Here is a 13,660-nt window from a genome sequence, read left to right as displayed (position 1 = left end):
ATCAAAATTCTTATAAAATTTCACATCTTTCTCATTAGTGGAATATAATCTTGACTTTATATTCATCTCTTTGTTACACTCTAGGAAATTTTAATAATTATTTACATCTTATTTGAAGCAGAGGTCATTCTACATATTTTATATTTTATAAATAAAGAAGGTGCTTATATATGAAATTCATCTATGGAAAAAATGATTTTAAAGACTTTAAAAGTGGAAATTCAAACTGTTACCTATTAACTAATGGTCTTGGTGGATATTCTAGTACAACCATTATTAACTCCCTTACTAGAAATGACCACGCTCTTTTTGTAGCAAGTACACATGCTCCAAACATAAGAAAAACTATAGTTAGTAAGACAGAAGAATTTCTTCATATTGGAGATACTAAAATATGTTTAAGTTCTCAAGAATATGTTTGTTACACTAAAAACAAAGAGGGTTATGTTAATCTAAACAGCTTTACTCAAGAGTATTTACCTACTTGGACTTACTTTTTTGATGGTGTAGAAATTAAGAAAACTATTGTAATGGAACATGGTAAAAATACATTAGGTATCAAATATGAAATAGAAAATAGAACTCAAAACACTGTATCACTTGAAATAGTTCCAGTATTTCAATTATGTGAAAGAGGAAAGATCTTAAGTAAACCTAATGACTATAAAGTTGAAGAAGATATAATTTCAACAGATGATATAAGTTTGTTTATCCATTCAAATTATACAAAAAAAATACAAACCGAATTAGAATTTATTAATGATTATTACTTTGATTATGATGCTTGCGATGGAAGAAACGCTGTAGGCTCTGGTTCAACCTTTATATCTTATTTCTATGAATGTAATAGAGAATCAATTGAAAATTATGAGCTGATTTTCACCTTAGAAAATTCCTTTAAAGATGTACAAACAATGATAGATAATGAAATTAATAGACAAAAAACATTAATATGTAAATCTGGGTTTACAAATGAAATTGCTAGAACCTTAGTTAGAGCTAGTGACCAATTTATAAGCCATAGAGAGTCTACAAACGCAAAAACAATTATGGCCGGATATCCATGGTTTGGTGATTGGGGAAGAGATACAATGTTCTCACTTTTAGGATGTTGCATTAGTACTAAAAGATGTGATGATGCTAAGGATATATTCAGAACTTTTATTAGGTACTTAGATAAAGGTCTGATGCCAAATCTTTTTCCTGAAGGTGAAAATGAACCCCTTTATAATACTGTAGATGCCTCACTTTTATATATTTATGCTTTATATGAATACTATATTTCAAGTGGTGATTTAGACTTTGTTCGCAATGAGGGCTATTCAGCAGTTTTAGAAATAATCAAGTGGTATAAGAACGGAACAGATTTCGCTATTTACATGGATGAAGACTCTTTAATTCATGCTGGTGAAGGTTATGCTCAAGTTACTTGGATGGATGTAAGATATGATGATATTTTACCTACAGCAAGACATGGGAAACCTGTAGAAATAAACGCTTTCTGGTATAATGCATTAAAAGTAGCAGAATTCTTTGGTAATAAATTTAATAAAGATGTTAGTGAATTCACTACTTTAAGTGAAAAAGTAAAATCATCATTTAATAAAGTATTTTGGAACAAAGATGAAAATTGTCTTAAGGACGTAGTATCAGGTAATTCTTATGATAATCAAATTAGATCAAATCAAATATGGGCTGTAATGGTACCTTTTAGCCCACTATCAAAGGAACAATCAAAAGCGGTTGTAGATAAAGTCTACCAAGTCTTATATACACCTTACGGATTAAGAACCTTAAGTAAATACGATAAGGAGTTTGTACCTGAATATAGTGGTAGCCACTTTAAACGAGATATGTCATATCATCAAGGAACAGTATGGCCATTTCCTCTTGGAGGTTATTATCTTTCATACTTAAAGGTAAATGATTATTCAAAAGAGTCTAAGGAAAAAGTATTAGAACAACTTGAAGTCTTTGAATCTTGTCTAAGGGAGGGCTGTGTAGGTCAAATAGCTGAGATTTATGATGGCTTAAATCCAGCTAAATCTAATGGTTGCTTTGCTCAAGGCTGGAGTGTTGGAGAAATCCTTAGAGTTTACGACGCAATCTTGTCATAAAATGCGTGGCATTTTATCAATGAAAGAATGAATAAATTAAAAAATGAAAGAATACCTAAAAATTCCTAACAAATTTTTTAAAGGAAATCTTTAAAACAAAAGATGTTTTGCAATGCAAAACATCTTCCTTAATTTTTTCATTCTTTCATTTTTTCATCTTTTCATTACCTTAATTTTTTCATTTTAAACTATTATTCCAACTAGAGTTGATAGGCCTTCACATACTAGTTTATCTGTCTTTATTTCACTTATAACATCTATTCCTGCCTCTTCTTTATTGACTAGCACTCTAATGCTTTCTTTACTGGATAAATTAACTTCTATATCTGATTCATTTACATTATGAATTACAATTATTTCTTTAGCATCACTATCATTTAGATTAATTAATTTATATGCTACTGAATTAGCTGGAGCATCAATAAATTTAAGGCTATCTTTTATTTCATCAACTGTTTTCATTCTAAAAACTGAATACTCTTTTCTAAGCTTTATTAGCCCTTTCACATATTCAACAGTATCCATATTTTCATACTTTCTAAACCAATCGATTTTATTAATTTCATCCCTTGAATTATAGGTATTATCTATTCCATTTTTAGTTCTTAAAAACTCTTGTCCAGAATGAATGAATGGAATTCCTTGTGATAATAAAACTATAGAAGTACCTAATCTATGCATATACTTTATTTTATCTTCATCACTAATTGTAAGCTTTAATTTATCATAAAGAGTATGATTGTCATGGCATTCTACATAGTTTACTACTTGATTCGGGTTTACATCTCCCCAGGTGCTAATTCCTTCAGAGTATTTAATTCCTCCTACAATTGTCTTTTTAACATCTGTTTCTTTATTTTGACCACCATTTAGAAATCCTTTTTCATATAATGAGAAAGCATTACCTCTCAATACATCACGAGTAGTATCATTAAAAAAGCCTATATCTTTCAGTTTATATGCGTTTCTTTGAATTGCCCTTTTATCACTAGATAGAATACTATTCATATCCCATCCTTCACCAATAATAATTATATTAGAATCAATTTTGTTCATCTCTTCTCTAACAGCATTCATTGTATCAACATCAATTAATCCCATTAAGTCAAATCTGAAACCATCTATTTGATACTCTAATGCCCAATGCTTAACAGAATCCACTATAAACTTTCTAACCATAGCATTTTCTGATGCAACTGCATTTCCACACATACTTTCATCCGATAAATTCCCATTATTATATCTAAAATAATAACCTGGCATTAATTTATGAAAACCTGATTTCATAACGTCATACATATGATTATAAACAACATCCATAATTACACTAATACCATTTTCATGTAATACTTGTATAGCCTTTTTTAATTCCTTTATCCTGCAAATAGGATTATATGGATCTGTTCCATAGCTTCCCTCTGGAGCATTATAATTAGCTGGATCATACCCCCAATTATATTGTTCATCTTGTGGCAAGGTTTCATCTATACTACTAAAATCATATATTGGCATTAGCTGCACATGTGTTACCCCTAAATCCTTAATATGAGATAATCCTGTTTTAGTTCCATTATTACTAAATGTATTTTCTTCAGTAATACCTAAAAACTTGCCCTTATTAATTATTCCTGAACTGATATCACTAGAAATATCTCGAACACTTAGCTCATATATAACTGAATCCGTTCCATATAATTTTTCTGGTCTTTTATGATTAATAAATCCAACTGGGTTTGTATGAATCATATTAACTATAGCAGCTTTTTCACCATTAACTGAGAGAGCTTTAGCATATGGATCTACTCCTTCATTTACTTTGTTATCTACTGTTGCTATGAATGTATAGTATTTCCCTTCAAGGTTCTCTTCAATGACTTTTGTCCAAACACCATATTCATCCTTCATCATATTGAAAACCTTTTTCTCATCTTCTTTATAATCATTGTAAATACATAATTCTATTGAATCTGCAAGTGGTGACCAAAATTTAAATACTGTATTAGTGTCTGTTAATGTACATCCTAAATCTTCACCCTCATAGTAATACATACTGTCTATATTCTTTATATCAAATTGTCTCATAGCTCCCCCTTTTAATCACTAAATAGTAATAGTGTCTGAAATTATTTTACCTTCACCTGTTACAATAGTAACTTTAAGTTTCTTAACCTCTAAATTACCTTTGTTAACTACTTCAATATTATGCTTATCATTATCTATAGATATAGTAATTTTAAGATTTGAATGAATACCTTTTATATAATCCTTACTAATTCCATCATCATCATATAAAGTATATTCTGCTTTATCATCTACAAAAGCTATAAGATTTAATACTTCATTCTTTAAATCCTTTGTACTTTGGGCTGGTTCACCTAATACCATAATTCTATTTTTTCTTATATATATACAAACTTCATTTATGTCAACATCAATGTAATTATGTCCTTTACTTATAATCTCAAAGTCTCTGCTGGTATGATCTTTAACTTTCCATAAAAGCATATCCTCAGGAATATATACATATCTTCCTCTCTTATTTGGCTCATAAATTGGTGTGATCATTATAGAATCACCAATAAGTAATTGATCTTCTACCTCTTTTGCAAACTTATCATCATACTCAATTGCTAATTGCTTTATAAACATCTCACTGTTATTTATAGCATTCATAAACTCTGAATAAAGATATGGAATCAATGCATATCTAAGTCTTATTGTATTTTTTATTATATTTTCTGTTTCTACATCAAAAGAAAAAGGCTCCTGATCTTTAGTTCCTAAGGCTGAATGATTTCTATAAAGTGGTGTGAAAATACTTAACTGATTCCATCTTACAGCTAATTCAGGATCTACATTACTTCCAAAACCACAAGTATCAGCACCAGAATATAAAAATCCACACATATTAATTGACGGCATCATCTTCATATTTAAAGCTATATGCTCCCACCAAGAAGAATTGTCACCAGTCCATATTCCACCGTATCTATGAGCTCCAATATATGATGCTCTTGAGAATAATAAAAATCTCTTGTTTTCTTCAATAGTATCAAAGCCTTCACTTGCTGCCCTAGTCATATTATACCCATAGATGTTATGCACGTCATAATGATTAAGTAATCCATTTTCTGTTCTATGATAAAAACTTCTATAGTCATCATTACTATTCTTTAAATTATTTACTGTATCCATTAACTTAAAAAATGAGTCTACATTTAATTCTAAATTTTTAAGTTCATCAATAGTTTTATATGCCTTATTAATTCCATTTTCACTATAGAAAATAGCAGGTTCATTCATATCATTCCAGAAACCATCCACGCCATTATCAATAAGGTACTTATACTTTTTACCAAACCAAAGCCTAGCATCCTTATTTAAAAAATCAGGGAAATGTACTTTACCTGGCCACACAGCTCCAACAAAAGGCTTCCCATCTTTATCTACAACGAAATAATCTTTCTTTATTCCCTCTTCATAAATGTCATATCCCTCTTCTATCTTTACTCCTGCATCAATAATAGGAATAATTTTTACTCCTTTATCTTTCAATCTTCCATTTAAAGATTTGAATTCACTAAACCTTTCTTCACTTAAAGAGAAATCCTTATAGTTGTCCATATAATCTAAGTCAAGGCAAATACCATCTAAAGGAATATTCTTTTCAATAAATTTATCAGCTATTTCTTCAACTTCCTTACCGGTTTGATATCCCCATCTACTTTGAATATATCCAAAAGCCCATTTAGGAGGTACATAGCCCTTACCTATTATCTTTAAGAACTCATGAACAACTTCCTTTAATGTTTCTCCTTCAATAATATAAATATTTGCATCCTTTCCCTCTATATTGATATGAAATTGTGATTTTTCATTATACCCTATATCATATGTAATTTTACTTGGAAAATCTATAAACATACCAAAAGTCTTGCGCCCATCTATTACAAAGAAATTATGTGCTCCATAGAGAGATTTCTTCTCAGGTGTATGACATGGATCATCTGTACAAAAGCTTTCATAAATATATCCTCTCTTATTAATTCCTCTCATATTTTGCCCAAGACCATATACCTTATCATCTTTATCCATTACATAATTAAGATTTATTTCATCATCTATCTCTATATTAAAATACTTAAAATTTTCCTCATAACTACTATCACCTTTACTAATTACAGCATCTGTTTCAATTGGATTTCCTATTTCATATCTACTAATTCTTTCATTAACATAGTATTTTCTCATAATACTCCTCCTGGCCATATTTATTACTTTTTGTTAAGGCTTTCTAATTTACTTTATAGTAACAAAATACATCTATGCCTTCAATGAATTTAAGGTATATAATTCATTGAGAAATTCACCTCAAATTCTATATTTAAAACAAGAATATGTATGCATAATTTCACATACATTATTATAATTATAACTTTACAGTTTATTGACTAATACGATTTCATTATGTTAACCTATAGAAAATAATGTTATTTTTACAAATGAGAGGTTTTTTGAATGGACAATATATTATATAAGAATAATCAAAAAGTAATCGGATCTATAGTAAGATTAAACAGAATAAAAAAGAATATGAGCCAAAAAGACCTAGCTAAGGGTATTTGTGTGCCTTCATATTTAAGTCGTATCGAAAATGGAGAACTTTTACCTAGTGAAGATGTTATCTCAATTCTCTTTGATAGACTTGGATTAAAATATAATGATGATGATGAATTCATAAAAAATGGTATATCCGAATTTGAACAATTCTTTGATAACTTAAATTTTAATGAATTTGATCATACTAATAAACTATTTGATTCTATTGAAGAAAAGGAAGAATCGTATATTACCTCACCACTAATCTTAGATTATTATTTAGTTAAACTTGCACGATTCTGTAGCACTCCAGAAAGAAATAAATTTGAAAGTGCTAAAAGCTCTATCCTTGCTGCTTATGATTTACTATCACAAAACCAAGAATATTTATATAACTTCTATATGGGAGTTGATACTTTAAATATAAAAGGCGATATTGAGGAAGGAAAAGTCTATATTGACAAAGCTTTAACTCTAAAAGAAACAGGTCATTGCTATTACTGGCTTTCTTATATTTATAGAGTTAAAAATAATCCAATAAAAGCCTATGATAGTATAAAGAGAGCTTTATCACAATATGTTGAAGAAGGAAATTTCATTAGTATAATGGAGAGCTATGAAAAAACTGCAGAAGTTTACTTTATGCTAGATAATCATGCCGATGCTATTTCTTACTTAAAAATGGCTCTTAGAATAGCGCAGAAACTTAATAATTCATATTATATTGAATATACCAACTCCATGATTGCTTGGTCATACTTTAAGATACAAGATTATGATAAATCTTTAGATTGTTTAAGAAAAAACTCTGGTTTAATTGATCATAGAATGATTATACCTGATTCTGTTATAGAATCATTAATATACTTTACTTTAAAAGATAAAGAAAAATTAAGGGAGTCTATAAATAAGCTATCCTCCCCTCACTCTATTGAACACTTAGGTGAGGATATGGCAAATATCTTATTTAAGTCCTTTACCTTCTATTTAGAAAATGATAATTATTTAAAAAGTCCTATTTGGGAGGGTTTATTAATTTATATTATCGATGGGACTACCAAGCTTGTTGAACTTAGAAAGGTTTTTCTTTCTTACTTAAAAGAATATTATATTCATAATAGACGTTACAAGGATGCTTTATTTTTAGAGCAAAACTATCCCTCTTAAGTAACCATATTTACATAACTTAGTTACTTATTATAAAATTACTGTTCTTAATTTTGCAACTGCGATCTGTGCTTTACTACTTTTATGAATTAAGCTAAAAAAAGACCACATTAAATAACTTTTAATTTAATGTGGTCTTAATATTTTAAACTATTATAATGTCACTCCAATTCCTGGTCCTAGTGGTAATCCTAAAACAAACCAGATAATAAGTAATACTGTCCATCCTATTAAGAATGCTATAGAATAAGGAAGCATTGTAGATATTAGAGTTCCTACTCCTGACTTCTTATCATATTTTTCAGCAAAGGCAACTATTAATGCAAAGTAACTCATTAGAGGTGATATTATATTTGTAGTTGAATCACCTATTCTATAAGCCATTTGTACTAATGCTGGTGAATTACCTAATTGCATAAGCATTGGAACAAATACAGGAGCCATTATAGCCCATTTTGCTGAAGCAGATCCCATAAATAAGTTTATAAATGCTGTTAATAATACAAATGAAATTATTAGTGGTATTCCTGTAAATCCAGCATTTTCTAAGAAGTTTGCTCCATTTACTGCTATTACTATACCTATGTTAGTATAACTAAAGTATTGAACAAATTGTGCTGCGAAGAATACTAATACTATATATCCTCCCATTGTTGACATACTTTTACCCATTAATGATATTACATCTTTATCATTCTTAACAGTTTTACTTCCAATTCCATAAGCAACACCTGGTATAAAGAATAATAATGCAATTATTGTTACTATAGAATCCATAAATGGTGAGTTAAGTATCTCATTAGTTTCTGGATTTCTTAAAACTCCATTTGGAAGTAAAGTTATACCTATTAAAACTAAAAATATTAATAGTGCAATTCCAGCAAATTTTAATCCTCTTTTTTGTTCTGCTGTAATATCAGTTAATACAGCCTTTTCTTCCCCCTTATATTCACCTAATTTAGGCTCAACTATTTTTTCAGTCACTAATGTTCCTATTATAGTGATTACGAAAGTTGATGCAATTATAAAGTACCAGTTATCTGCTGCTCCAACTAAAGCTGTATCAGAGAATAATTTAGCACCTTCAGTAGTTATCCCCGCTAGTAGTGCATCTGTAGGTCCTACTAAAAGATTTGCGCTATATCCACCAGATACCCCTGCAAATGCAGCTGCTAAACCAGCCATTGGATGTCTTCCAAAGCTTAAGAACACGATAGCACCAAGTGGTACTAAAACAACATAACCTGCATCAGAAGCTATACTAGACATAACCCCTGCAAATACTACAACAACTGTGATTAATCTTTTAGGAGTGCTTGTAACAAGCTTTGTTAATAATGTTCCTATAAGTCCTGTCCCTTCTGCAACTCCAACTCCTAGTAAAGCTACTAAAACTGTTCCAAGCGGAGCAAAGCTAGTAAAGTTCTTTACTGCAGAAGTAAACATATATCTAATTCCTTCAGGTGTAAGTAAGCTTACTACACTTGCAGTCATTTCTTTTATCTCCATTGTGCTTCTATCTAAACCTGTGTATGTAACAGAAATCCCCATCTTAGCCATTATAGCTGATACGCCGATGATAATAGCACATAATATAACGAATATTGTAGCTGGATGAGGTAGTTTATTACCTATCCTTTCGATTCCTGCCAAAATCCCTCTATTAGGGTTGGCTTTTTTTTCTTTTGTTTTCATCTTAAATATCCCCCTCAAATTGCAAATATTTTTTATTCAAAATTGCATTAATATAAAAATTAATTATGTCTTTTTTTCGACAAAATATATACCTATTATATATTCATATTAGACTTTTTACAAGTTTATATAGTTTAATTCATTAAAAATTATTAATATAGTAATATTTTTTTTATCAAACTCCTACTTAATTTCTCTAAAGCTTAAGAATATATAATAATGGTTATAATTAATATTAAGTTAGTATTTTATCAATTTTTTAATAAATATAATATATATATATTTATATCTATAATCTTTTGAAGGAGGTTTTTTAAATACTTGCAATTAAAATAATTTTATATCTTTCATACATTATAAGTTTATTTATTATTTTTATAATAATCTTATTTGGGAAGAAAAGACCTGAAAAAACTCTTTCGTGGATACTAATATTATTGATATTACCTCCTATAGGAATCATTTTATTCGTGTTTTTGGGACGTAATTGGAAGATAAATACCTTAGATAAAAAGCTTAAAGATAGAGCAATAAAACTAAGTTGGGATTCCTTATATAAAAAGAATTATTCTTTAAAAGAATACAAACCTATAATAAACCTAATAGCCTCTAATTCTTTTTCTCCATTATTCACAAATAATAAAGTTACTATTCTAGATGGCGGAGAATCTAAATTTAATATGCTTAAAGAGAAATTACTAAAAGCTAATAACCATATTCACCTAGAATATTATATAGTCAAAGATGATAAAATCGGAAATGATATAAAAGATATATTAATAATGAAGTCTAAGGAAGGAGTAAAAATTAGATTTATTATAGATAAAGTAGGTTCAATTAAGCTAAAAAAAAGTTATGTTAAAGAACTTAAGAATGCTGGTATTGAAGTAGTCTTCTATTCTTATGTCTTAGCTCCCTTATTAAGGCTTATAAATACCCAAATTAATTATCGCAATCATAGAAAAATAGTAGTTATAGATGGGAGCATTGCTTTTATGGGTGGAATTAATATAGGTGATGAGTACCTTGGTCTTGGAAAGCTTGGTGATTGGAAAGACTGCCATATCATGATAGAAGGCGATTGTGCTCTAGGATTGCAGTCAGTTTTTTTAGATGACTTCTCTAGTATAAAAAAATACAATAATGAGGAAATTAATTTATTAGCTAATATAGAAAGCTATTTTAAGCCTCTAGGCTTTAAAGGTAATACTTTAATGCAAATAATACGCAGTGGTCCTGATTCTGAGTTTCCAAGCATTCTTCAAGCATTTATAAAGATGATTACTATAGCCAAAGAAAACATTAATATCATCACTCCTTATTTCATCCCTTCAGAAGGTCTAATTGATGCTTTAAGAATAGCATCTTTAAGCGGTATTAAAGTTTCGCTTATATTCCCCGAAAATGCTGATCACTTTACAGTAAATAAGGCTTCTAAGACTTATTTAGCAGAATTAAATCGTTCTGGTGCAAATATCTATTTATATGATAAGAATGCCTTTATTCATTCTAAACTCATTACTGTAGATAATAAAATCTGTACTATAGGTACTGCTAATTTAGACATTAGAAGTTTTGAACTAAACTATGAAATAAATTCCATTATTTATGATGAAACGATAACTAAAGACTTTAATAAAATATTTTATAGTCTCTTAAAGAATTGTAGATCCTTTAGTTATGAAGAATACGAAAACAGATCCTTAATAGAAAAGTTAATGGATGGCCTCTCAAGACTTCTGTCTTCAATTCTATAATTATGAATATAAGCTATATTATTTCTGTAATCAATGTAGTTATAATATAAAAATCCACTTCGTGGACTATGAGTTTTACTACTCTCATAAAGTTATCCACAAATTAAAAAAAATATAATTTCCTAAAGAATAAAAAAGCTATAGAATCTTAAATTAAGATTCTATAGCTTTAGTCTTCTTTATTTTAATTTTTTCTATTAAATCTGCAATTATAAACCCAATGATTCCTCCTGAAGTATCTATCATTACATCTTTAAATGCCATAACTCTACCTGGAATAAAATGCTGATGAAATTCATCACTACATGCATATAAAAATACAAATCCTATTAAATATAGTCTTACTCTTCTATTATTAATATAGAATCTCATAACATTATAAGCTAATAAATATAAAATCATATATTCTGAAAAATGTGCAGTTTTTCTTACTATAAAGGTTGCTAACTCACCAAAATATTGATTCAACTCTATTCCTATTAAGCTAAATAATTTTAATACTAAATCACTTTGACTGCTTGATACTTCTCCTGGTTGATGAGACATAAAAAATATTAACATCATCCAAAAAATTAATAACCCCCAAGCAATCATCTTCTTGTTCTTATTCATAAATCTCTCCATATGTTACTATAAATATTTTATAAAATATATGAGAATATAAATAATACCTTTATATTCTCATAATAATTTATTATAAACTATATTTACATTATATACTAATCTTTTTCAACTAAATATTTATTAATATATGCTAATGACTGCTCCAAAATGTTTTGACTTCTTTCTACATCCTTTACATTGACCTCTAAATTATATATTCTTTGTTCCACTAAATACATAATCTGTTTAATGTCATTTAAAAGTTTTGCTTCATATGATACTTGTATTCCATCTGAGTCGATATATATCTTTTCCGGTACAGCTCCGCATTTTGAACACTTCACATAAACGTTGTCCTTTTCTATATCTCTATACACTTTAAAAGTATCATTATTACAATTAGAGCAACTTGGTAACATTATATAATCTTGCTCCTTAGAGTCTATACTATACCTTGATTCACATTGAGCACAAATTAAATTTAATCTTTCTTCTTCACTTCCTATAAAAAATTTATTACTACTACACCCATTTTTTTCGCATACAACAGTTCTTATCATACTAACTCCTCCTCTTATTAGAAAGATATTCCTTTACAATTTAATATGCTGCATGCTAAAAAATTATTCTTATTATTAATTATTTATCTACATATATGGTATAAAGTAAATTAGGCCTAAATTATACTTAGACCCTTCTATATTTAATCTTCTTCAGTTTTTCTATTTTCCTTAAGTTCATCTTCAACTTCTTTTATAAGTTCATCTATTCTATTAGTATTCTTCCCTGATAGTACTAACTGTCTTTTCTCTAATTTTAAATCAATTAGTCTTTTCTCTAACTCATCCATCTTGTCCATGCTAACACTCCCTATCTAAGGATAAGACCTTAAACTTTTACATTCCAATTTAAAGATAACTTGGCCATATATTAATTATATATTATTTTATGATGTATTCCTAATTAAACTTATAGAAATTTTTAAAACTTTTTCGACATTTTTTACTATTATATGTAGTAGCATCTAATAGTTTCTTACTTATTACTACTAATATTATATTAATGCTATTTACTTTTTATAAGTATATAAAAAAATAATACTTACTTTTTTATATACTAAATAATGCTTAAGTTAATTAGTTATAAATTCAAGCTTATCTATTTAAAGTTAATTTCTTTGTTAAATAAAAAAAGAAGTTATGTTATACATAACTTCTTGGTGGAGGTAAAGGGATTCGAACCCTTGACCCCTTGCGTGCAAGGCAAGTGCTCTCCCAACTGAGCTATACCCCCAAATATGGTGGACCTTCAGGGACTCGAACCCCGGGCCAACCGGTTATGAGCCGGTTGCTCTAACCAACTGAGCTAAAGATCCTTACTCACCTGGCAACGTTCTACTCTCCCACACAGTCGCCCGTGCAGTACCATCGACGCTGTAGAGCTTAACTTTCCTGTTCGGAATGGAAAGGAGTGTTTCCTCTACGCCATCATCACCAGATTACATTAACATTATATTGTAAAACTAATATACTGTCAATAATTTTTTCAGAATGTTCTCTGAAAATTGCATATGAATAATTTTAACATTTCCAAATTTTTATTGGTCAAGCCCTCGACCTATTAGTATCAGTCAGCTAAATATGTTACCACACTTACACCTCTGACCTATCAACCTTGTGTTCTTCAAGGGGTCTTACTAGCTTATGCTATGGGAAATCTCAT

8 protein-coding genes, 2 tRNA genes and 2 rRNA genes are annotated in these 13,660 nt (G+C 28.9%); 3 read left to right on the top strand and 9 right to left on the bottom strand.

Going from position 1 to position 13,660, the window contains the following annotated elements:
• Window positions 1–170: 170 nt before the first annotated feature.
• The gene (locus GPX08_RS04535) at window positions 171–2,117 is read left to right on the top strand and encodes a glycogen debranching protein (protein ID WP_156625662.1); all 1,947 of its coding nucleotides are present in this window, start codon (window positions 171–173) and stop codon (window positions 2,115–2,117) included.
• Window positions 2,118–2,300: 183 nt separating this feature from the next.
• Here GPX08_RS04535 and pulA read toward each other — a convergent pair whose 3' ends face one another.
• Window positions 2,301–4,199, bottom strand: a complete 1,899-nt coding sequence (gene pulA, locus GPX08_RS04530; RefSeq protein WP_156625661.1) for a type I pullulanase — start codon at window positions 4,197–4,199, stop codon at window positions 2,301–2,303.
• A gap of 18 nt (window positions 4,200–4,217) precedes the next feature.
• Entirely contained in the window at window positions 4,218–6,368 is a 2,151-nt protein-coding gene (locus tag GPX08_RS04525; RefSeq protein ID WP_156625660.1) for a DUF5110 domain-containing protein, read from the bottom strand.
• Between the two features lie 267 nt (window positions 6,369–6,635).
• Between GPX08_RS04525 and GPX08_RS04520 the strand changes: the two genes are divergently transcribed.
• A complete protein-coding gene (locus GPX08_RS04520; protein WP_156625659.1) occupies window positions 6,636–7,883 on the top strand; it encodes a helix-turn-helix domain-containing protein in 1,248 nt (415 codons plus the stop codon).
• A 153-nt stretch (window positions 7,884–8,036) separates the two neighbouring features.
• Here the strand turns inward: GPX08_RS04520 and GPX08_RS04515 are convergent, their stop codons facing one another.
• A complete protein-coding gene (locus GPX08_RS04515) occupies window positions 8,037–9,578 on the bottom strand; it encodes an AbgT family transporter (RefSeq protein WP_156625658.1) in 1,542 nt (513 codons plus the stop codon).
• Window positions 9,579–9,895: 317 nt separating this feature from the next.
• Between GPX08_RS04515 and cls the strand changes: the two genes are divergently transcribed.
• Window positions 9,896–11,335 (top strand): cardiolipin synthase, encoded by a 1,440-nt coding sequence (gene cls / locus GPX08_RS04510; RefSeq protein ID WP_156625657.1) that lies wholly within the window; start codon window positions 9,896–9,898, stop codon window positions 11,333–11,335.
• A gap of 153 nt (window positions 11,336–11,488) precedes the next feature.
• Here cls and GPX08_RS04505 read toward each other — a convergent pair whose 3' ends face one another.
• From GPX08_RS04505 to GPX08_RS04480, 6 genes are all read right to left on the bottom strand, one after another.
• Window positions 11,489–11,947, bottom strand: a complete 459-nt coding sequence (locus GPX08_RS04505) for a VanZ family protein (RefSeq protein ID WP_156625656.1) — start codon at window positions 11,945–11,947, stop codon at window positions 11,489–11,491.
• Window positions 11,948–12,054: 107 nt separating this feature from the next.
• The gene (locus GPX08_RS04500; RefSeq protein WP_156625655.1) at window positions 12,055–12,498 is read right to left on the bottom strand and encodes a hypothetical protein; all 444 of its coding nucleotides are present in this window, start codon (window positions 12,496–12,498) and stop codon (window positions 12,055–12,057) included.
• Window positions 12,499–13,155: 657 nt separating this feature from the next.
• A tRNA-Ala gene (locus tag GPX08_RS04495) sits at window positions 13,156–13,231 on the bottom strand.
• A gap of 5 nt (window positions 13,232–13,236) precedes the next feature.
• Window positions 13,237–13,313, bottom strand: a tRNA-Ile gene (locus GPX08_RS04490).
• Between the two features lie 6 nt (window positions 13,314–13,319).
• Window positions 13,320–13,436, bottom strand: a 5S ribosomal RNA gene (gene rrf, locus GPX08_RS04485).
• Between the two features lie 99 nt (window positions 13,437–13,535).
• Window positions 13,536–13,660, bottom strand: a 23S ribosomal RNA gene (locus GPX08_RS04480); the annotation flags it as partial.

Source organism: Clostridium tertium (assembly GCF_902652255.1).
Taxonomy (GTDB): Bacteria; Bacillota; Clostridia; order Clostridiales; family Clostridiaceae; genus Clostridium; species Clostridium tertium_A.
This window is presented reverse-complemented; position numbering and strand designations above follow the sequence as displayed.

Coding starts and splice junctions, on each gene's coding strand:
- GPX08_RS04535 (WP_156625662.1), top strand. CDS start 171: ATGAAATTCATCTATGGAAAAAATGATTTTAAAGACTTTAAAAGTGGA.
- pulA (WP_156625661.1), bottom strand. CDS start 4,199: ATGAGACAATTTGATATAAAGAATATAGACAGTATGTATTACTATGAG.
- GPX08_RS04525 (WP_156625660.1), bottom strand. CDS start 6,368: ATGAGAAAATACTATGTTAATGAAAGAATTAGTAGATATGAAATAGGA.
- GPX08_RS04520 (WP_156625659.1), top strand. CDS start 6,636: ATGGACAATATATTATATAAGAATAATCAAAAAGTAATCGGATCTATA.
- GPX08_RS04515 (WP_156625658.1), bottom strand. CDS start 9,578: ATGAAAACAAAAGAAAAAAAAGCCAACCCTAATAGAGGGATTTTGGCA.
- GPX08_RS04505 (WP_156625656.1), bottom strand. CDS start 11,947: ATGAATAAGAACAAGAAGATGATTGCTTGGGGGTTATTAATTTTTTGG.
- GPX08_RS04500 (WP_156625655.1), bottom strand. CDS start 12,498: ATGATAAGAACTGTTGTATGCGAAAAAAATGGGTGTAGTAGTAATAAA.